The organism is Streptomyces sp. NPDC005803, from assembly GCF_040630435.1.
Classification (GTDB): domain Bacteria; phylum Actinomycetota; class Actinomycetes; order Streptomycetales; family Streptomycetaceae; genus Streptomyces.
The window spans coordinates 308,313-328,250 of the sequence record NZ_JBEXXO010000001.1; the positions used below are offsets into that span (position 1 = coordinate 308,313).

At 70.9% G+C, this 19,938-nt stretch carries 20 protein-coding genes and 1 tRNA gene; 12 read left to right on the plus strand and 9 right to left on the minus strand.

Going from position 1 to position 19,938, the window contains the following annotated elements; all coding sequences use genetic code 11:
• Nucleotides 1-193 precede the first annotated feature (193 nt).
• Nucleotides 194-715, plus strand: a complete 522-nt coding sequence (locus tag ABZ454_RS01380; protein ID WP_356322905.1) for an Lrp/AsnC family transcriptional regulator — start codon at nucleotides 194-196, stop codon at nucleotides 713-715.
• Nucleotides 716-743: 28 nt separating this feature from the next.
• Here the strand turns inward: ABZ454_RS01380 and ABZ454_RS01385 are convergent, their stop codons facing one another.
• Nucleotides 744-1,337, minus strand: a complete 594-nt coding sequence (locus ABZ454_RS01385) for a TetR/AcrR family transcriptional regulator (protein ID WP_356322907.1) — start codon at nucleotides 1,335-1,337, stop codon at nucleotides 744-746.
• Between the two features lie 123 nt (nucleotides 1,338-1,460).
• On the opposite strand from ABZ454_RS01385, the gene paaN reads away from it, so the two are divergent.
• Complete coding sequence (gene paaN / locus ABZ454_RS01390; RefSeq protein ID WP_356322909.1) at nucleotides 1,461-3,161, plus strand: phenylacetic acid degradation protein PaaN; 1,701 nt, start codon at nucleotides 1,461-1,463, stop codon at nucleotides 3,159-3,161.
• A 277-nt stretch (nucleotides 3,162-3,438) separates the two neighbouring features.
• Here paaN and ABZ454_RS01395 read toward each other — a convergent pair whose 3' ends face one another.
• The 3 genes from ABZ454_RS01395 to ABZ454_RS01405 are packed head-to-tail and all read right to left on the minus strand — an operon-like array spanning nucleotide 3,439 to nucleotide 6,223.
• Complete coding sequence (locus ABZ454_RS01395) at nucleotides 3,439-4,113, minus strand: TrmH family RNA methyltransferase (RefSeq protein ID WP_356322930.1); 675 nt, start codon at nucleotides 4,111-4,113, stop codon at nucleotides 3,439-3,441.
• A 47-nt stretch (nucleotides 4,114-4,160) separates the two neighbouring features.
• A complete protein-coding gene (locus ABZ454_RS01400) occupies nucleotides 4,161-5,414 on the minus strand; it encodes an HTTM domain-containing protein (RefSeq protein WP_359535544.1) in 1,254 nt (417 codons plus the stop codon).
• Nucleotides 5,411-6,223 carry a DUF5819 family protein gene (locus ABZ454_RS01405; protein ID WP_359535741.1) on the minus strand — a complete coding sequence of 271 codons (813 nt, stop codon included), beginning with the start codon at nucleotides 6,221-6,223 and terminating at the stop codon, nucleotides 5,411-5,413. Before ABZ454_RS01405 ends, ABZ454_RS01400 begins: the two co-directional genes overlap by 4 nt.
• A 369-nt stretch (nucleotides 6,224-6,592) precedes the next feature.
• On the opposite strand from ABZ454_RS01405, the gene paaA reads away from it, so the two are divergent.
• From paaA to ABZ454_RS01435, 6 genes are all read left to right on the plus strand, one after another.
• Complete coding sequence (gene paaA / locus ABZ454_RS01410) at nucleotides 6,593-7,642, plus strand: 1,2-phenylacetyl-CoA epoxidase subunit PaaA (protein WP_359535547.1); 1,050 nt, start codon at nucleotides 6,593-6,595, stop codon at nucleotides 7,640-7,642.
• Nucleotides 7,639-7,929, plus strand: coding sequence for a 1,2-phenylacetyl-CoA epoxidase subunit PaaB (gene paaB / locus ABZ454_RS01415; protein ID WP_356322918.1), 291 nt, complete (start codon nucleotides 7,639-7,641; stop codon nucleotides 7,927-7,929). The genes paaA and paaB overlap by 4 nt, the downstream gene beginning before the upstream one ends.
• On the plus strand, nucleotides 7,926-8,627 hold the full coding sequence (gene paaC / locus ABZ454_RS01420) for a 1,2-phenylacetyl-CoA epoxidase subunit PaaC (protein WP_356322920.1): 702 nt from the start codon (nucleotides 7,926-7,928) through the stop codon (nucleotides 8,625-8,627). The genes paaB and paaC overlap by 4 nt, the downstream gene beginning before the upstream one ends.
• Nucleotides 8,621-9,127: a 1,2-phenylacetyl-CoA epoxidase subunit PaaD gene (gene paaD / locus ABZ454_RS01425; protein ID WP_359535550.1), complete on the plus strand. Its 507-nt coding sequence runs from the start codon at nucleotides 8,621-8,623 to the stop codon at nucleotides 9,125-9,127. The genes paaC and paaD overlap by 7 nt, the downstream gene beginning before the upstream one ends.
• The gene (locus ABZ454_RS01430; RefSeq protein WP_359535553.1) at nucleotides 9,128-10,186 is read left to right on the plus strand and encodes a 2Fe-2S iron-sulfur cluster-binding protein; all 1,059 of its coding nucleotides are present in this window, start codon (nucleotides 9,128-9,130) and stop codon (nucleotides 10,184-10,186) included.
• A 312-nt stretch (nucleotides 10,187-10,498) separates the two neighbouring features.
• Nucleotides 10,499-11,716, plus strand: a complete 1,218-nt coding sequence (locus ABZ454_RS01435; protein ID WP_359535556.1) for an acyl-CoA dehydrogenase family protein — start codon at nucleotides 10,499-10,501, stop codon at nucleotides 11,714-11,716.
• Between the two features lie 205 nt (nucleotides 11,717-11,921).
• Here the strand turns inward: ABZ454_RS01435 and ABZ454_RS01440 are convergent, their stop codons facing one another.
• From ABZ454_RS01440 to ABZ454_RS01455, 4 genes are all read right to left on the minus strand, one after another.
• Nucleotides 11,922-12,266, minus strand: a complete 345-nt coding sequence (locus ABZ454_RS01440) for a rhodanese-like domain-containing protein (RefSeq protein ID WP_356325016.1) — start codon at nucleotides 12,264-12,266, stop codon at nucleotides 11,922-11,924.
• A gap of 56 nt (nucleotides 12,267-12,322) precedes the next feature.
• Nucleotides 12,323-13,351 carry a J domain-containing protein gene (locus ABZ454_RS01445; RefSeq protein ID WP_359535558.1) on the minus strand — a complete coding sequence of 343 codons (1,029 nt, stop codon included), beginning with the start codon at nucleotides 13,349-13,351 and terminating at the stop codon, nucleotides 12,323-12,325.
• Nucleotides 13,352-13,409: 58 nt separating this feature from the next.
• Nucleotides 13,410-14,861 carry a DUF2252 domain-containing protein gene (locus ABZ454_RS01450; RefSeq protein WP_359535560.1) on the minus strand — a complete coding sequence of 484 codons (1,452 nt, stop codon included), beginning with the start codon at nucleotides 14,859-14,861 and terminating at the stop codon, nucleotides 13,410-13,412.
• Nucleotides 14,862-15,132: 271 nt separating this feature from the next.
• Nucleotides 15,133-15,480, minus strand: coding sequence for a helix-turn-helix domain-containing protein (locus ABZ454_RS01455; protein WP_359535563.1), 348 nt, complete (start codon nucleotides 15,478-15,480; stop codon nucleotides 15,133-15,135).
• Between the two features lie 123 nt (nucleotides 15,481-15,603).
• Here ABZ454_RS01455 and ABZ454_RS01460 point away from each other — a divergent pair, with 123 nt between their 5' ends.
• Complete coding sequence (locus ABZ454_RS01460) at nucleotides 15,604-16,215, plus strand: NAD(P)H-dependent oxidoreductase (protein ID WP_359535565.1); 612 nt, start codon at nucleotides 15,604-15,606, stop codon at nucleotides 16,213-16,215.
• A gap of 281 nt (nucleotides 16,216-16,496) precedes the next feature.
• Here ABZ454_RS01460 and ABZ454_RS01465 read toward each other — a convergent pair.
• Nucleotides 16,497-16,579, minus strand: a tRNA-Leu gene (locus ABZ454_RS01465).
• 314 nt (nucleotides 16,580-16,893) lie between these two features.
• Between ABZ454_RS01465 and ABZ454_RS01470 the strand changes: the two genes are divergently transcribed.
• The 3 genes from ABZ454_RS01470 (at nucleotide 16,894) to ABZ454_RS01480 (ending at nucleotide 19,924) form a co-directional block, all read left to right on the plus strand.
• Entirely contained in the window at nucleotides 16,894-17,772 is an 879-nt protein-coding gene (locus ABZ454_RS01470; RefSeq protein WP_356325006.1) for a DUF3662 and FHA domain-containing protein, read from the plus strand.
• 10 nt (nucleotides 17,773-17,782) lie between these two features.
• Entirely contained in the window at nucleotides 17,783-18,298 is a 516-nt protein-coding gene (locus tag ABZ454_RS01475) for an FHA domain-containing protein (RefSeq protein WP_356325004.1), read from the plus strand.
• Nucleotides 18,299-18,427: 129 nt separating this feature from the next.
• Nucleotides 18,428-19,924, plus strand: a complete 1,497-nt coding sequence (locus ABZ454_RS01480) for a Stp1/IreP family PP2C-type Ser/Thr phosphatase (RefSeq protein ID WP_359535569.1) — start codon at nucleotides 18,428-18,430, stop codon at nucleotides 19,922-19,924.
• The last annotated feature ends 14 nt before the right edge of the window (nucleotides 19,925-19,938 follow it).

Consider the following 19,938-nt stretch of genomic DNA (forward strand, 5'->3'; position numbering starts at 1 on the left):
GTACCCGCTGCCGAGGGGTGTTGATTTATGCCGAAATAACGAAAGCCGTGCGAGACGTGCGTGTGGCGCGTCTCACCTACCGATTGTTCGGTCGCGAGCGCATTTTGGCTACAGGCACCTTCAGCCTGTGGACAAACGGTTCTCCACAGCCTGGGATGGGCACAGGTCGTCCAGGACGGGGAGGCAGGGGAACATGGCAGCTGAACAAATGGCCGACGGGGACGAGGAGCCCGGCCGGGTTCCCCCGGCACGCCCCCTCGACGCCATCGACGGCGCCATCCTCCGGCTGCTCCAGACGGACGGCCGCGCCTCGATACGTTCGGTGGCCGACCGCGTCCACGTCTCGCGGGCCAACGCGTACGCCCGGATCAACCGGCTCATCGACGACGGCGTGATCCGTGGCTTCAGCGCGCGGGTGAACCATGAGCGCGCGGGGCAGGGGGCCTCCGCGTACATCACGCTCAAGATCGTCCAGAATTCATGGCGCACCGTGCGGGAGCAGCTCCAGGCCTTGCCGGGAGCCACGCACATCGCGCTGGTCAGCGGTGACTTCGATGTCCTGCTGCTGGTGCACACCCCGGACAACCGGTCGCTGCGCGAGCTGGTCCTGACGCGGATCCAGGCCATACCGGAGGTGCTCTCCACACGCACCCTGCTGGTGTTCGAGGAGACGGACCTCGCCCCGGGCTCCGACCGGCCCGCGGAACTCACCTGAGCCGGGACGCCGGCCGCGGGGGGTCTGATCAGCGGCTGGACTTCATGCCTTCGAAAGCCAGCTGCACGACGGTGTCGGCGAGCCGCTCCCCCTCCGCGCCCCCGTCCGACAGCGGCCGGAACCACTCCACGAGCGAGTTGACCATCCCGAACAGCAGCCGCGTCGCCAGCCGTATGTCCACGTCGGAGCGGAGATCACCGTCCGCGACCGCCGCCTTGAGCAGATCGGCCACGCGCTGGTCGAACTCGCGCCGCCGCTCCAGGGCCCAGCGCTCGGTCGTCGTGTTGCCCCGCACCCGCAGCAGCAGCGTGACATAGGGCAGTTCGGCTATCAGCACCTCGACGGTACGACGAGTGACGTACTCGACGCGTTCGATCGCCCGGCCCCGCGTCGCACCCGGCTCGTCGAGGATCGCGAAGAGCCCGTCCAGCGCCCGGCTGACCGCACGCCGCAGCAGCTCTTCCTTGCCGGCGACATGGTGGTAGATGGACGACTTGGAGATGCCCGCCGCCTTCGACAGGTGCTCCATCGACGTGCCGTCGTAGCCACGCTCGTTGAAGACACGGACGGCGACGGTGAGCAGGGTCTCCGGGGTGTACGTGTCCCGCTTGGCCGTGGTCATGCCCGCGATCCTCCCCTACGAGTTGTCCACAGGTTTCGTGGGCCCCCTTGTCCCGACCGATCGTTCGGTTACTCTAACTCTGTCCGCCCGTCCCTGCCCAGCTCGATGAGGAGTGGGTCCGTCATGGCCGCCGAGCTCTCCCCGCACCTGCTGTCCGAGAAGCACCGCCCCACGCTCGACCGGGCCCTCGACGCGATCCGCACGCGCGCCTACTGGTCCCCGCATCCCGAGCACCCGAAGGCGTACGGCGAGGGCGGCGCGCCCGGCAGCCTGGGCGCCGCCGAGGGCAAGGCCGCCTTCGACGCCGTGCTCCGCACCCGTCTCGATCTGGGCCAGCCGGGAACCGACGGGTGGACGGGCGGCGAGATCTCTCCGTACGGTCCGGAGCTGGCCGTCGAGTATCCACACGCGGACCTGGACGTGCTGCTCCCCGCGATGCGTGCGGGCATCCCCGCCTGGCGCGAGGCCGGTCCCGAGACGAGGGCCCTGGTCTGCCTGGAGATCCTGGCGCGGATCAGCGCGCGCACCCATGAGTTCGGGCACGCGGTGATGCACACCAGCGGGCAGGCCTTCATGATGGCGTTCCAGGCCGGCGGCCCGCACGCCCAGGACCGCGGTCTGGAGGCGGTGGCCTACGCGTACGAGGAACAGACGCGCGCGCCCCGCACCGCCGACTGGTCCAAGCCGCAGGGCAAGCGCGACCCGCTCGACCTGCACAAGACGTTCACCGCGGCCGGACGCGGCATCTCACTGCTGATCGGCTGCAACACCTTCCCGACGTGGAACGGCTACCCGGGCCTCTTCGCCTCCCTCGCCACCGGAAATCCGGTCCTGGTCAAGCCGCACCCGCGGGCGGTCCTCCCGCTGGCCCTCACCGTTCAGCTGGCGCGTGAGGTGCTCACCGAAGCGGGCTTCGACCCCAACCTGGTCGCACTGGCCGCCGAGCGGCCGGGCGAGGGCATCGCCAAGACCCTGGCGGTCCGTCCGGAGATCCGGATCATCGACTACACGGGCTCCACCGCGTTCGGCGACTGGCTGGAGGCCAACGCCCGCCAGGCACAGGTGTACACGGAGAAGGCCGGGGTCAACTCGATCGTCGTCGATTCCACGGACGACTACCGGGGCATGCTGGCCAACCTGGCGTTCTCGCTCTCCCTGTACAGCGGACAGATGTGCACCACTCCGCAGAACCTCCTGATCCCCCGGGACGGCATCACGACGGACGTCGGCGACAAGTCGTACGACGACGTGGTCACCGACATCGCCGCCTCGGTCACCGGTCTCCTGGGTGACGACGCCCGGGCGAACGGCCTGCTCGGCGCGCTGGTCAACCCGGAGGTGAAGGCCCGGCTGGAGGCGGCCGCGCAGCTGGGCGAGGTCGCCCTGCCGTCCCGCCAGGTGGCCAACCCGGACTTCCCCGAGGCGGTCGTCCGTACGCCGCTGATCGTCAAGCTAGACAGCAGCAAGCCGGACGAGGAGTCGCCCTACCTGTCGGAGTGCTTCGGCCCCGTCTCGTTCGCGGTCGCCGTCGATTCGACGGCGGAGGCGGTGGAACTGCTGCGCCGCACCATCCGTGAACAGGGGGCGATGACGGTGGGCGCCTACACCACCTCGCCGGAGGTGGAGCGCGCGGTGGAGGACGTCTGCCTGGACGAGTCGGCCCAGCTCTCCCTGAATCTCACGGGCGGGGTGTTCGTCAACCAGACGGCCGCGTTCTCCGATTTCCACGGCTCGGGCGGCAATCCCGCGGCGAACGCGGCCCTGTGCGACGGCGCCTTCGTGTCCAACCGCTTCCGCACGGTGGAAGTACGCCGGCAACGCTGAGACGGAACCGCTCCAGGGGCAAGGGGCAAGCCCCCTAGGCCCCTGGCCCCCCGGAGCGGGGTCCGGAGCAACCCCCTGGAGCGGAGTCCCGAAGCGGGGTCCGGGGCGGAGCCCCGAAGCGGGGTCCGGGGCAGGCGGGGTCCGGGGAGGGGTTCGGACCGGGGTCCGGGGCGGAGCCCGCAGCAGAGGCCCGCTCGCACCGCCCGTCGCCCGCCCCCAGCCGCACGGCCCTGGCCTGCGCCCCCCCCCAGCCGCACGGCCCTGGCCTGCTCCAGCCCTACGCGCTGTCCCCAGGGATGTCCGCGTACCGCTGCACCCACGCATGCATCGCGATCGCCGCCGCCGCCCCCGCGTTGATCGACCGCGTCGACCCGAACTGCGCGATCGAGCAGACCATCGAGGCGTGCTTGCGGGCCTCCTCGGTGAGCCCGGGCCCTTCCTGCCCGAAGAGCAGCACACACCGCCGGGGCAGCTCGGTCCGCTCCAGCGGCACCGCGCCCGGCAGGTTGTCGATGCCGATGATCGGCAGCCCTTCGGCCGCCGCCCAGGCGGTGAGCTCGGCGGTGTCCGGGTGGTGACGGACGTGCTGATAGCGGTCGGTGACCATCGCTCCGCGACGGTTCCAGCGCCGTCGCCCCACGATGTGCACCTCCTTGGCGAGGAAGGCGTTCGCGGTGCGCACGACGGAGCCGATATTGAAGTCGTGGCCCCAGTTCTCCACCGCCACATGGAAATCGTGCCGCCGCGTATCGAGATCGGCCACGATCGCTTCCCGGGTCCAGTACCGGTACCCGTCGCCCACATTGCGCCGGTCGCCGTGGGCGAGCAGCTCGGGGTCGTACCGCTCGCCCACCGGCCAGGGCAGCGGATGCGGCCCGACGCCGACCTCCGTCCCGAACCCCTCGTCGTACTGTGCCGGCTCACCCGTCGCCGACGCCACGGACGGGTCGATCGCCCCGCCCGCACCGTCGGTGCTGCCTGTACTGCCTGTCTCGCTGCTCACCCGACGAGCGTATGGCCCTCGCCGTCGCGATGCCGCGGTGCCTCCCGGTCCTCGGCACCGGGGCCCTCGACGGGCTCCGCGTCCGCGCCGTCCCGTGGCCCCGGCACCTTGCCGCGCCGCCGCAGGAGCCGGTCCCGCCCGAGCACCACCCGACCGCCGAGCCACACCAGGAAGACGGTCGGCAGGAAGACGGCGTCCGCGGCGATCATGGCCATCGAGAAGAAGGGGAGCCCCAGCAACAGGGCGATGCCCGCGTGCTCGCAGATCATCACGACGAGCAGCACGTTCTTGACGCGCCGGTTGAACAGGGTGAACGGGAAGGCGACCTGTACGACGACCGTGGCGTACGTCAGCACCATCACCATCACACCGCTGGACGCCAGAAGGCTCGAAAGCCCGGGCCAGGGCGTGAAGTAGTCCAGATTGAGCGGGTAGTACAGCGCCGTGCCGTCCTGCCAGCGCCCGCCCTGGATCTTGTACCAGCCCGCGGTCGCGTAGATCAGACAGACCTCGGCCATGATCACGACGAGTGTGGCGTTGTGCGTGAGGTTGGCGATGACGTCGAGCAGGGTGCGCGGCTCGCTGCGCGGTGCGTACCGGTTCACCGCCCACCAGGCGCCATGGCCGATCCACAGGATCCAGAAGAAGACCGGCAGCCAGGCGGTCCCGCCCAGGCTCCCCGTCACCGTGGCCCCGCAGAGGACCGCGCCGAAGGCCACCCACAGCAGCGGGCCGGCCACCCCGCCCGTGCGCGGGTCTTCTGCGGCCGAACGCCGCGCACGGCGGGCGTCCAGGGACCAGACCTGTCCGCACCGGGTCAGCACCAGGTAGATCGCCATGAGGTGGATGACGTTGTCGCCGCCGTCGCCCATGAAGATGCTGCGGTTCTGCAGGGAGAGCACACCGGCCATGAACAGGACGGACATGGCCCGGGTGTGCCAGCCCACCATCAGCAGCGCGGCGGCGACCAGCGCCAGCGCGTACACGACCTCGAACCAGACGGCGCTGTCCGACCACATCAGGGTGGTGAACGCCTGGTTGCTGGAGATGAGCTGGTGCGCCATGTCCCAGCGCCACGGGGCGTCGGGGCCGTACATCTCGTGACGGTGCGGGAACTCACGCAGCAGGAACAGGAGGTACGTGGCGGAGAAGCCGATGCGGATGACGGCGCTCTGGTACGGGCCCATGGACGTGGCCGTGATGCGCTGGATACCGCGGGCGAGCGTGCGCTCGGGGCCGGGGGTGCTCACTGGTCCGCCTCCTCGGAGGTGGCCGAGCCCTTGGGCAGGTCGGCCGCGGTGACGGTCCACCAGGGCAGTACCCGGTAGGACGGCTTGGTGCTGATCTTCTCGTCGCTCCACGCGGGGGCCGCCACGGACCGGACCTCGGAACGGACCTGGATCCTCAGCACGTCGCCGCCGTAGTCGTGCTCACTGAGCCGCAGCATCACGATCCGCCGAATGTACTGCTCGGAGAGCCTGCCGCGCAGACCGTTGGCCCGGTTCTGGCTGTCGTGCGAGCCGAGGTAGAAGTCCCAGCCCCGGCGGAGTTCGTTCTGCTGGACGTGGCTGGGCAGCAGATTGCCGCGTATCGCCTTGCCGTCCTCGCCCGACAGGCTCATCCAGGGGGTGGTCCGACGCTTCTCAGGCCCCGATATCTCGGCCCGCACGTGCACGGCGATGTTCTGCTGCAGCGGATTGGGGGCGAAGAGCTTCCAGTTCTGCTCGAACTCGGGGTAGATCCACTGATCGACCGCCTCGCCGTGCTGCTTGGTCAGCGTGTTGGAGGGGGCGACGTGCAGGAACACCATGGCCAGCTGGATGCCGGCGATCAGCCCGATCACCGACAGCACCCCGGCGGCGACGATCTGGTACGGCAACGAGAGCCCGGCCATACCGACGCGCGGCTCGACGCCGGCGCGGGGGTCCGCGTCGGCGGGAATGCCCGGATCGGTCAGCCGGTCCACAACGGGGCCAGGACCCGGCGAGTCGGGAAGGTCCGCAGCAGTGGCACGGCCCGGCAGGGCGCGAAGCTCCGCAGCAGTGGCACGGCCCGGCAGGGCGCGAAGCTCCGCAGCAGTGGCACGGCCCGGCAGGGCGCGAAGGTCCGCAGCGGTGCGGGTGGCCTGATCGATGGGGGCGTCCGGATCGATGGGGGCATCCGGATCGGTCGGACGGTCCGCAGGCGTGCGCGCGCCCGGATCGCTGCGGGGCTCGGGAATCTTCCGCGTCTCCGGGCCGGCCGCACCCTCGCCCTCGCCCCTGACGCCCCCACCGACACCCCCGCCGACGCCCTTGTCGTCGTACGAATCCATCCCGCCCCGATCCCCGTCGATCCCGGTCAGTTATCCACAGGGTTGACACCCTACGGGCCGCAGACTCACCATTGAAGACATTGAACCGAACGATCGGTCGGTAGGGAGTCCGGGATGGCGGCAGTGACTGCGGGCCAGACAGCGCAGGCGGCAGCAGGCGGTAGCGATGGGGCGGGCGGGGCCCTGGAGGCGGCCTTCGACGCCGCGGTGGCCGCCGACGAGCGCATCGAGCCACGTGACTGGATGCCCGACGCCTACCGCGCCTCGCTGGTCAGGCAAATGGCCCAGCACGCCCACTCGGAGATCATCGGCATGCAGCCGGAGGCCAACTGGATCACCCGCGCGCCCTCGCTGCGCCGCAAGGCCATCCTGATGGCCAAGGTGCAGGACGAGGCGGGACACGGCCTGTATCTGTACAGCGCGGCCGAGACCCTCGGGACGAGCCGCGAGGAATTGCTCGACAAGCTGCACGCGGGCCGCCAGCGGTATTCGTCCATCTTCAACTACCCGACTCTGACCTGGGCGGACGTCGGCGCCATCGGCTGGCTCGTGGACGGTGCCGCGATCACCAACCAGGTCCCCCTCTGCCGCTGCTCCTACGGCCCCTACGCCCGGGCCATGGTCCGCATCTGCAAGGAGGAGTCCTTCCACCAGCGCCAGGGGTACGAGCTGTTGCTCGCCCTCAGCCACGGCACGACGGCGCAGCACGAGATGGCCCAGGACGCTGTGAACCGGTGGTGGTGGCCGTCCCTGATGATGTTCGGCCCGCCGGACGACGCCTCGTCGCATTCGGCGCAGTCGATGACCTGGAAGATCAAGCGCCATTCCAACGACGAACTGCGGCAGCGCTTCGTGGACATCTGCGTCCCGCAGGCCGAGGTCCTGGGCCTGACCCTCCCCGACCCGGATCTCCGCTGGAACGAGGAGCGCGGGCAGCACGACTTCGGGGCGATCGACTGGACGGAGTTCCAGGAGGTCCTGAAGGGCAACGGACCGTGCAACGAGCAACGCCTCACCCAGCGCCGTCGGGCGCACGAGGAAGGCGCCTGGGTCCGGGACGCGGCCGCCGCGTACGCGCAGAAGCACACGGATGGACCGACCACGGCCGCACCGCTCACGGACGCGCCGGCCACGGATGTACCGAACGGGGAGACGACAGCATGAGCAGCTCGACCGACTGGCCGCTGTGGGAGGTGTTCGTGCGCTCCCGGCGCGGGCTCGCCCACACCCACGCCGGCAGCCTGCACGCCCCCGACGCCGAGATGGCCCTGCGGAACGCACGCGATCTGTACACGCGCCGCTCCGAGGGCGTTTCCCTCTGGGTGGTGCCGTCCAGCCAGATCACGGCGTCCTCGCCGGACGAGAAGGACACCTTCTTCGAACCGGCGGGTGACAAGCCCTACCGGCACCCCACCTTCTACGCGATCCCGGACGGGGTGAAGCACCTGTGACCGCGGCCCTGGCGCTCGGCGACGACGCCCTGGTGCTGTCGCACCGGCTGGGGGAGTGGGCGGGCCACGCCCCCGTGCTGGAGGAGGAGGTCGCCCTCGCCAACATCGCGCTGGACCTGCTGGGCCAGGCCCGCATCCTGCTCTCCCTGGCGGGTGACGAGGACGAGCTGGCCTATCTGCGCGAGGAGCGTGCCTTTCGCAACGTCCAGCTGGTCGAGCAGCCCAACGGCGACTTCGCCCACACCATCGCCCGTCAGCTGTACTTCTCGGTCTACCAGCACGGCCTGTACGAACAGCTGGCGTCCGGGGACGGGGAGTTCGCCGGGCTGGCGGCCAAGGCCGTCAAGGAGGTCGCCTACCACCGGGACCACGCCCAGCAGTGGACCCTGCGCCTCGGTGACGGCACGGCAGAGAGCCACGAGCGCATGCAGTGCGGAGTGGACGCCCTGTGGCGTTACACCGGTGAGCTGTTCCAGCCCGTCGAAGGCGTCGAGGTGGACTGGCAGGCCCTGCACAGCCGCTGGCTGGACTCCGTCACCACCCTGCTGGAACGAGCCACGCTGACCGTGCCCACAGGACCGCAGACCGGCGCCTGGACGGCCGGCGCCGGCCGTCAGGGCATCCACACGGAGCCGTTCGGCCGGATGATCGCCGAGATGCAGCATCTGCACCGCAGCCACCCGGGGGCGTCATGGTGACCTGGACACCCCTGGAGGAGGAGCTGCGGAGCCTCGCGGGCGCCGTCCCCGACCCTGAGCTGCCCGTACTGACCCTGGAGGAGCTCGGCGTGCTCCGGGGCGTGGAGGTCCTCGCACCGGGCCGCGTCACGGTCCGTCTCACCCCGACGTACACCGGTTGCCCGGCGATGGAGACGATGTCGACGGACATCGAGCGGGTGCTGCACGACCACGGCATGACCGAGGTCTCCGTGGTCACCGTCCTCTCCCCGGCCTGGTCCACGGACGACATCAGCGCGGAAGGGCGGCGCAAGCTCGCCGAGTTCGGCATCGCTCCCCCGCGCCCGCACGACGCCGCGACCTCTTCCGCGGGGCCCGTACCGCTCACCCTGTCGGTGCGCTGCCCGCACTGCGGCTCGACCGACACGGAGCTTCTGAGCCGTTTCTCCTCGACCGCCTGCAAGGCGCTGCGCCGCTGCGTGTCGTGCCGTGAACCGTTCGACCACTTCAAGGAGTTGTAGATGTTCCATCCGCTCCGGGTCAGCGCGATCGAGCGGCTCACGGACGATTCGGTGGCCGTCACCTTCGCCGTGCCGCCCCAGCTTCGCGAGACCTTCCGCCACAAGCCCGGCCAGCACCTGAATGTCCGCTACACCGTCGGCGGTGAGGAGATCCGTCGCTCGTACTCGATTTGCGCACCGGCCACCGAGCCACCGGCCGACCCGGGGCTCCGCGTGGGCATCCGGCTCGTCGACGGGGGTGCGTTCTCCACGTACGCGCTCAAGGAGCTGGCCGTCGGCGACCAGGTGGAGGCGATGCCTCCGAGGGGCCGCTTCGTGATCGCACCGCGCCCCGGACAGTTCGCGGCGATCGTCGGCGGCAGCGGCATCACCCCGGTGTTGTCCATCGCGGCGACCCTGCTGGCCCGGGAGGCCGACGCCTCGTTCTGCCTGGTCCGCAGCGACCGGACCGCCGCGTCGACGATGTTCCTGGATGAGGTCGCCGACCTCAAGGACCGTTATCCGGACCGGTTCCAGCTGGTCACCGTGCTGTCCCGGGAAGAACAGCAGGCGGGTCTGCCCTCCGGCCGGCTGGATCGCGAACGGCTGACGAACCTGTTGCCGGCACTGCTGCCGGTGACCGACGTCGACGGCTGGTACCTGTGCGGCCCGCTCGGGCTGGTCCGCGCCGCCGAGGGCGCGCTGCACGGTCTGGGCGTCGAGCGGACCCGCGTCCACCAGGAGATCTTCCACGTGGAGGACAGCCTGGACGCGCCCGTCCGGCCACGGATCGAGGCTTCCGCGCACAGCACGCTCACGGCGACCCTGGACGGCCGCTCGGGCACGTGGCCGGTGCAGGAGGGCGAGTCCCTGCTGGAAACGGTGCTGCGCAGCCGTTCCGACACGCCGTACGCCTGCAAGGGCGGGGTGTGCGGGACCTGCCGGGCCTTCCTGGTCTCGGGCGAGGTGCGGATGGACCGCAACTTCGCGCTGGAGCCGGAGGAGACGGGCGCCGGGTATGTGCTGGCCTGCCAGTCCCATCCGGTGACCGGGGAGGTGGAGCTCGACTTCGACCGCTGATCCAGTGCCCGTGGAGGCGTAGCTCGGCTTCGATACCGCCCCTGGGCGGTGGCCCCGCCCCCACCCTGACGTGGCCCGCGCTCCGGACCGACCCACGCCCGGGGCCCCTCACGCCTGCACCCGCTCCCGGGCCCCCTCACGCCTACACGCCTCGGCCACCTCAGGCCTACGCCCACGACCCGGGCCGCCCCGTCCGGACGCACCCTCGCCTGGACCCCGTACGGACGGACCGTTCCCTTCTTGTAGAACCTGTTCTATCTTGACGACCCGTCAGGTCCGGTACGGGCGCAGCGTTCGCGGGAGGCCAGGACAGTGGACTTCACCTTCACCGAGGAACAGCAGGCAGCCACCGAGGCGGCTCGGGCGGTCTTCTCGGGTGTCGCCCCCGATGCGGTGCCCAGCCCCGCGCTCGTGCCCGGGGCGGTGGCCGAGGACATCGACAGGCCGCTGTGGGCCGGGCTCGCGGCCGGCGACCTGCTCAGCCTGACGCTGGCTCCGGAGCACGGCGGGGCGGGCCTCGACCTGGTCGCGCTCTGCCTGGTGCTGCGCGAGTCCGCGAGGGTCCTCGCCCGGGTCCCGCTGCTGGAGACGTGCGCGGTCGCCATGGCGATCCAGCGCCACGGCGACCGGGAACTGGCAGCCGAGCTGCTGCCACGCGTCGGCCGCGGGGACCTGGTTCTCACGGTCGGCGCCAACGGCCGCACCGGCCACGACCCCGCCGAACTCGCGGTCATCGCACGGCCGGCCAAAGACGCCGGCGCCGGAGCCGGCCCGGCCCCCCACACCCAGGCCACCACCACCGCCATCGCCCCCGCCCCCGCCCCCGCCCCCGCAGCGTCCTGGGTACTCGACGGCGTGCAGTCGGGGGTGCCGTGGGCACAGGCCGCGGACTGGATCGCGGTGCCCGCCCACCTCGGCGACGGCCGCGCCGTGCTGGCCCTGGTCCGCCGCGACGACGACGGGCTCACCATCGCCGAACAGGTCTCGACCAACGGTGAACGCTTCGGCGAGGTGCGGCTGGACGCCGTCCGGATAGAGGCCCGTCGACTGATCGACGCCGCAGACGCCTGGGAATGGCTGCGCTCCGTACTCACCATCGGCACGTGCGCGCTCGCACTGGGTCTCGGCGAGGCCGTACTGGCCATGACCAGCCAGTACACGGGCAAGCGCGAACAGTTCGGCTTCCCCGTCGCGACCTTCCAGGCGGTCGCCGTGCAGGCCGCGGACCGCTACATCGACCTGCGGGCCATGGAGGTGACCCTCTGGCAGGCGGCCTGGCGGATCGCCGCCGGCGGAGCCGGCGCACTGCCGCCGGCAGGGGATGTCGCGGTGGCGAAGATCTGGGCGTCCGACGGGGTCCGCCGGGTCGTGCAGACGGCTCAGCACCTGCACGGCGGCTTCGGCGCGGACACCGACTACCCGTTGCACCGTTTCCACGCCTGGGCGAAGCAGATCGAGCTCTCCCTCGGTCCGGCAGCGGCTCACGAAGAGGCCCTGGGCGACCTGCTGGCCGCCCACCCCTTCGACTGACACCACCAGACGCTGCGGGGCCGGCACGGACCTGGCCGACAACACCAGCCGACAGCCCTCAGCCCGCAGACTTCAGACTTCAACCATCACAAACAGCCGCCGAAGAGCAGCCGCCAACGGCCCACGACCACGACCCACCGGCAACCAGCAACCAGCAACCAGCAACCAGCAACCAGCAAGGGCCAACGGCCGGCAAGCAGTGCCGTCAGGCGACGAAAGCGGGGGCGCCGCTGTCCGTGGTCATCGGACGTCCCGCGCTGTCCCAGGCGAGCATGCCGCCGTCGATGTTCACGGCGTCGATGCCCTGCTGCACCAGGTACTGGGTGACCTGGGCGGATCGGCCGCCCACCCGGCACATCACGTGCACCCGACGACCGTCCTCCACCGCTTCGGTCAGCTCACCGAACCGGCCCACGAAGTCGCTCATCGGAATGTGCAGGGCACCGTCGACGTGTCCGGCGGCCCATTCGTCGTCCTCCCGGACGTCCAGCACGAAGCCGTCCGCCGGCACCGCCGTGACGTCGACCGCGGGAAGCGGGGCGAAGCTCATGGGTCCTGCCTTCTCTCGTAAAGACGCACCGAAGTCAACCGAAGTCACCGGAAACGCTACTGCACCAGAGCCGCCAGCTCGGTCTCCCGCTGCGCGACCTCGCCCAGCAACTGCTCGGCGATCTCCTCCAGCAGGTGGTCCGGATCGTCCGGTGCCATCCGCAGCATGGCCCCGATCGCGCTCTGCTCCAGCTCCTGGGCGAGCACCGTCAGCAGTTCCTTGCGCTGGGTCAGCCAGTTCAGCCGGGCGTAGAGCTCGTCGGCCTCGCTGAGCTCCGCCTCGGGCAGGACCGGTCCGGCCGCCCACTCCTGGGCCAGCTCCTTGAGCAGCGCCTCGTCCCCGCGACCGTAGGCGGCGTTGACGCGGGTGATGAACTCATCCCGCCGGGCCCGCTCGCTCTCGTCCTGGGCCAGGTCCGGATGGGCCTTGCGCGCCAGCTCGCGGTAGAGCTTGCGCGCCTCGTCGGTCGGCCGCACCCTCTTCGGCGGCCGGACCGGCTGCTCGGTGAGCATGGCCGCGGCCTCGGGGGACAGGCCCTCGGAATCCATCCACTCGTGGAACAGTTCGTCGACCCCTGGCATGGGCATCACGATCGCCCGCGCCTCCTGCGCCTTGCGCAGGTCCTCCGGGTCGCCCGTCCTGGCGGCCCGGGCCTCCGCGATCTGTGCGTCGAGCTCGTCGAGCCGTGCGTACATCGGGCCCAACCGCTGGTGATGCAGCCGGGAGAAGTTCTCGACCTCGACCCGGAACGTCTCCACCGCGATCTCGAACTCGATCAGCGCCTGCTCGGCCACCCGCACAGCGTGCGCCAGCCGCGCCTCGGGACGCTCCTGCTCAGCCCCCACGCCCTCCGCCCCGGCACCGCCGCCCACACCGCCACCACCGCCGTCAGCGGGCGCACCGGCGGCATCTCCAGCCCCGATAGGACCCCCCTCGGCAGCCCCGGAGGCACCGCCCTCGGCGGCCCCGCCGGGGCTGCCCGCGTGGGTCTCGGCCGGGGAGCCCGGCTGCTCGTCCTGCAGGGCGTCGCCCTGCCGGGCATCGTCGTTCCGGGTGGTCGGCACCCCGGCGGCTTCGTGGGTCACCCGTCCAGCGTATGGCCACGACCCGGACGCCGCGGACGCACGGTGGGCGCGGTGGGCGTCACACCCCGGACTCGGCGGCTATCCGCCCCGCGCCGACGGCTCGCACCAGGTCCGCGTGATCCGCCTCGGTACGGTCCGCGTACGTCACCGCGAACGCCGCCACGGCCTCGTCCAGCTCGTCGTTCTTCCCGCAGTACCCCGCGATCAGCCGTGGATCGGCGCTGTGCGCGTGCGCCCGCGCCAGCAGCGCTCCGGTCATCCGGCCGTAGTCGTCGACCTGGTCGGGCGCGAGTGCCGCCGGGTCGACGCTGCCCTTCCGGTTCCTGAACTGCCGTACCTGGAAGGGCCGGCCCTCCACGGTCGCCCAACCCAACAAGATGTCGCTGACGACCTGCATCCTCTTCTGTCCGAGCACCACCCGGCGCCCTTCGTGCTCCACCTCCGGCACAGCGAAGCCCACGGCGGGCAGATGGGGTGCCAGCACCGACGGCCGGGCCTCCTTCACCTGCAGGACCAGCGGCTCGCCCCGGTGATCCAGCAGCAGCACCACGTACGACCGGGTGCCCACGCTCCCCGTGCCGACCACGCGGAACGCCACGTCGTGGATCGCGTACCGGGCCAGCAGCGGCACCCGGTCCTCCGACACCGTGGCCAGGTAGCCACCCAGCCCCGCCGCGACCGCCGCCGCCTCCGCGTCCGGCACCCGCCGCAGCACCGGCGGCGCGTCGACGAACCGGCGCCCGCCGTCCCCGCAGTCCTCCGTGGACTTGGCGGCGAAGCGGGCGCTGGTGTTGTTGCGCGCCTTCTGCGACACCCGCTCCAGGGTGCCGAGCAGATCCCGCGCGTCCGTGTGCGAGACCAGCTCCTCGTCGGCGATGGCGTTCCACGCGTCGAGCGCGGGCAGCCGGGCCAGCAGCCGCATCGTCCGCCGATACGCGCCCACCGTGTCGTACGCGCCCCTGCGGCAGGTGTCCTCGTCCGCACCGGCCTCGCGGCCCGCGAGCACCAGTGAGGTGGCGAGACGCTTGAGGTCCCACTCCCACGGGCCGGCCACGGTCTCGTCGAAGTCGTTCAGGTCGATGACCAGGCTGCCCCGGGCATCGCCGTACAGCCCGAAGTTCGCCGCGTGCGCGTCACCGCAAAGCTGGGCGGCCACCCCGGTGACCGGTGTCCCCACCAGGTCGAGGGCCATCAGCCCCGCCGAGCCCCGCAGAAAGGCGAACGGCGTGGCAGCCATCCGCCCCACCCGTATCGGTGTGAGACCCGCCACCCGGCCCTGGTTCGACTCCTCGACCGCCCGCACCGCGTCGGGCCGCCCCGCCGACAGGTCCAGAGAGGCGTGGGAGGAGCGGGGCACCCGCCGGCGCAGCGCCTTGCCGGCCCCTTTCGGCGAGAGCGGCGCGCTCCGGTCATCCGGGTGCACGCGGGGGGCGAACCCGGGCACGAGCGGAATGCGCGGACCGTCTGCCGCAGCCCGTTCCGCCGGCACGGTCGTTTCGGTCTCGATCATGGCGCGCAGCCTCCCCCGACCGCGCCCGGCGCCCCCGTCGGCGTCCGGCGTCCCGGCCCTCTCAACTGCGGGAGACGGTACCGCTGCCCAGCGGTTGCCCGCCCGGGCTCCGCTCAACAGCCGCCAGTTGCCCGCCCCGGCTCCTCAACAGCCGCCAGGTACCCGCCCGGGCTCGTCAACAGCCACCAGGTACCCGCCCAAGCTCCTCAACAGCCTTCAGCTGCCCGCCCCCGGCTCCTCAACAGCCGCCAGCCGCCTGCCCGGGCTCCGCTCAACAGCGGCCGAGGTCGTCCTTCAGATGGGTTTTGGCCCAGTTCCCCAGTTCCTTGAGCGCGGGCTCCATCGCGGCGCCGGCCTGCGTCAGGCGGTACGAGACCCGCAGCGGCGGCCCCTCGTCGACCTCGCGGACCACCAGCCCCGCCGCGCCCAGTTCCGTCAGCCGGTCCGAGAGCATGCGCTCACTGATGCCCGGAATGGCCCGCCGCAGGTCGGCGAAGTGCACGGGCTGCTGCATCAGCACGGAGACGATCGGCCCTGTCCAGCGCTTACCGAACAGCTCGAAGACGCGGCTGATGCCCACGTCCACCCGCCTGCACGCCTGCTCGCTGTGATCCGCCATGCGTCCAGGGTACTGCGTGGAGGTGAGCGGCTTACTATTCGTAAGCACCTATGTTATTACTAGGTACGTACGAAATATGGGCGACGTCATCGACTCGCCCCTCACCGAACCGTGGAGACCCTCATGGCCACACTGCTGCACCTCGATTCCGCCGTCTTCCCCCAGGGCTCCGCGTCACGGGAGGTCACCGCCGCATTCGTGCAGACCTGGCGCGAGCAGCACCCGGACGGAAAGGTCGTCTACCGCGACCTGGCCGCCGACCCCCTGCCGCACCTGGACGCCGAGGCAGCCGCGGCCGGTGTCGCGCACCCGCTGCGGGGCGAGCTCGCCGCGGAACTCGCCGCCGCGGACGCCGTCCTGATCGGCGCCCCGATGTACAACTTCTCGATTCCGTCGACGCTCAAGGCATGGCTCGACCACGTGCTCATCGTCGGCCACAACATCGGCCCCGACAGCCCGGTGGCCGGCACCCCGATCACCATCGTCGCCAGCCGCGGCGGCTCGTACGCCGCGGGCACCCCGCGCGAGGGCGCCGAGTTCGTGCAGAACTACCTGGCGACGCTGCTGACGTCCATGTTCGCCGCCGAGGTCGACTTCATCGTCCCGGAGCTCACCCTGGCGCACGTCAAGCCGGAGATGGCCGAGCTCATCCCGCTCGCCGACGCCTCCCGCGCCAAGGCCTTCAGCGACGCCTCGGAGAAGGCCAAGGCCCTCGCCTCCCGCTTCGCCGCCTGAGGACGCCTGAAGACGCCTGAAGGCGCCGGAGAACGCCGGAGGACGTCGGAGGCCGGCTGAGGGCCGGCCGAACCGCCCGAGACGCAAGGCGCGACGAACGGGAAGGGCCGGGGTCCGTGGACCCCGGCCCTTCCCGCACCGCAGACCCGGACCCCCACCCTCGACCCGAGGGCTTGAGGGCCCGATTCGGACGTTTCACGTGAAACCAAACCAGCCGGGAGATCACCCGGAGCCAGAACCGAAGAAGCCCCACCGGCATGGCCGGTGGGGCTTCTCTCTTGTGCGCGAGGGGGGATTTGAACCCCCACGTCCCTAAGGACACTGGCACCTGAAGCCAGCGCGTCTGCCGTTCCGCCACTCGCGCATGAGTGGTGTTTCCAGACTCTCGCTTGTTCTGCGAGCGCCTGGCGACAAACGGAAGATTAGCACGCTGGGCAGGGTGGATTCACATCCGTTTGTTTCGACGAACGCCCGGAGGGAACCGGGAACCCGCACCCGCCGCCCCCCACTCCTCCTGAGTGCACCCAAGGTGCGGGACACTGTCAGGAGGCCGCCTCTACGATCCGTGTGAGGGGGGACACTCCTCCACAGTGCAGACAAGGGGAACCAGCCGATTTCCCGACGCGTGGATACGATCAGTAAGCAGTACAGGGACGACGACGACGGAGGAGGTGCCCCATGGGAGTCATGAAGCGTTTCGAGCAGCGTCTCGAAGGCCTGGTCAACGGCACCTTCGCCAAGGTCTTCAAGTCCGAGGTCCAGCCGGTCGAGATCGCCGGCGCCCTCCAGCGGGAGTGCGACAACAACGCCACCATCTGGAACCGCGAGCGGACCGTCGTCCCCAACGACTTCATCGTCGAGCTCAGTGCCCCCGACTACGAGCGCCTCAGCCCGTACTCCGGCCAGCTGGGCGACGAGCTCTCCGGGCTCGTCAGGGACTACGCCAAGCAGCAGCGGTACACCTTCATGGGCCCCATCAAGGTCCACCTGGAGAAGGCGGAGGACCTCGACACCGGTCTCTACCGGGTGCGCAGCCGCACCCTGGCGTCGAGTTCGTCACAGGACCAGCCGGGCCAGCAGGGGTTCCCGAACCACCCGGGACAGCAGGCCGCACCGCCCGCCCACCCCGGACGCCCCCAGGCGCCCGGCGGTTACGGCTACCCGCCCAGCCCCGCACCGCCCATGCCCGCGGCCCCGCCGCCGGGCGCGAGGCACGGCGGGGGACCAGGGCACGACCGGCGTCCGCCGGCCACCCCCAGCCCCCTGCCGAACACGCAGGTGCGACGCTGGATCGAGATCAACGGCACCCGTCATCAGATCTCCCGGCCGACGCTGGTGATGGGACGCAGCACCGACGCGGACGTACGGATCGACGACCCCGGCGTCTCCCGCCGGCACTGTGAGATCAGGACCGGAACGCCCTCGACGATCCAGGATCTCGGGTCTACCAACGGCATCGTGGTAGACGGGCAGCACACCACCCGCGCTACGCTCCGCGACGGCTCGCGGATCGTCGTGGGCAGTACCACCATCGTTTACCGGCAAGCCGAAGGGTGAAGCGGGGGCAATGTCAGAGCTGACCCTTACGGTCATGCGGCTAGGATTCCTGGCTGTTCTGTGGCTGTTCGTGATCGTGGCCGTCCAGGTCATTCGAAGTGACCTGTTCGGAACGCGCGTCACGCAGCGCGGCTCACGCCGCACTGCTGCCGACGCACGGCCTCCACAGGCACGCCAGACCCCTGCGGCACCGCCGCAGCAACGCCAGCAGCCCGGCCGCCAGCGCCGGGGAGCACCGACCAAACTGGTCGTGTCCGAGGGGACGCTCACCGGCACCACGGTGGCGCTCCAGGGCCAGACCATCACGCTGGGCCGGGCCCATGACTCAACGATCGTGCTGGACGACGACTACGCGTCCAGCAGGCATGCCAGGATCTACCCCGACCGTGACGGCCAGTGGATCGTCGAGGATCTCGGGTCCACCAACGGCACGTATCTGGACCGGACCCGTCTCACCACCCCGACGCCTGTTCCGCTGGGCGCGCCGATCCGGATCGGCAAGACCGTCATCGAGCTGCGGAAGTAGTACGACAATGAGCGAGCGGAGCGAGCGAGCCGCGGCGGTCCGGGCATCGGACCCGGGCAGGCTCCCGACCGGAGGGTGGGCAGTGTGGCTCGAGACCGGCTGTACCCCGAACCGACGGGCGAGGTGCGCATGAGTCTTTCCCTGCGCTTCGCCGCCGGATCGCACAAGGGCATGATCCGGGAGGGCAACGAGGACTCCGGCTATGCCGGACCGCGCCTGCTCGCCATCGCCGACGGCATGGGCGGCCAGGCCGCCGGTGAGGTCGCCAGCTCCGAGGTGATCTCCACACTCGTCCAGCTCGACGACGACGTGCCCGGCTCCGACATCCTCACCTCGCTCGGCACGGCGGTCCAGCGGGCCAACGACCAGCTGCGCATGATGGTCGAGGAGGACCCCCAGCTGGAGGGCATGGGCACCACGCTCACCGCGCTCCTGTGGACGGGCCAGCGCCTCGGTCTCGTGCACGTCGGCGACTCGCGCGCCTATCTGCTGCGGGACGGCGTCCTGACGCAGATCACGCAGGACCACACCTGGGTCCAGCGGCTGGTCGACGAGGGCCGGATCACCGAGGAGGAGGCCACCACCCACCCGCAGCGCTCCCTGCTGATGCGCGCGCTGGGCAGTGGCGACCACGTCGAACCCGACCTCTCCATCCGTGAGGTCCGGGCCGGTGACCGCTATCTGATCTGCTCCGACGGGCTCTCCGGCGTCGTCTCCCACCAGACGATGGAGGAGACGCTCGCCAGCTACCAGGGCCCCCAGGAGACCATCCAGGACCTCATCCAGCTCGCCCTGCGCGGCGGCGGTCCGGACAACATCACCTGCATCGTCGCCGACGTCCTCGACGTCGACAGCAACGACACCCTGGCCGCTCAGCTCAACGACACCCCGGTGATCGTCGGAGCCGTCGCGGAGAACCAGGCCGCCCAGCTGAACGACGGCGGCGCCATGGAGACCCCCGCCGGACGCGCGGCCGGTCTCGGCCGGCCCGTCCCGCCGCCCGCGGGCGGCTTCGGCCCTCCCGGCAGCGGTGACGACGTCGGCTACGACGGGATGCCGGACGGCTCCTTCGGGTCCTACTCCGACGACGACTTCGTCAAGCCCGGCGGCCGCAAGTGGCTCAAGCGGTCCCTGTACGTCGTGCTCGCCCTGGCGGTCATCGGCGGCGGTCTGTACGGCGGCTACCGCTGGACCCAGACCCAGTACTTCGTCGGCGCGAAGAACGACAACGTCGCGCTGTACCGGGGCATCAGCCAGGACCTCGCGTGGGTCACGCTCTCGAAGGTCGAGAAGGACCACCCCGAGATCGAACTCAAGTACCTCCCGCCCTACCAGCGCAAGCAGGTCGAGGCGACCATCGCCGAGGGCAGCCTGGCCGACGCCCGCAAGAAGATCACCGAGCTCGCCACCCAGGCGACCGCGTGCAAGAAGGACGCACAGCGCCGCGCAGCCGAGAAGAACGCCCCCAGCGACGAGGGCCAGGCCGGCGGTACGGACACGGACGCCACCAAGACGTCCGCCACGTCCGGGGCCACCAAGACCAAGCAGACTTCAGCGACTCCCACTCCCGGACCCAGCCTCTCGGAGGAAGAGAAGAAGCTGGTCCCGCAGTGCGGTAAGCAGTAAAGCCGTAGGGGGCC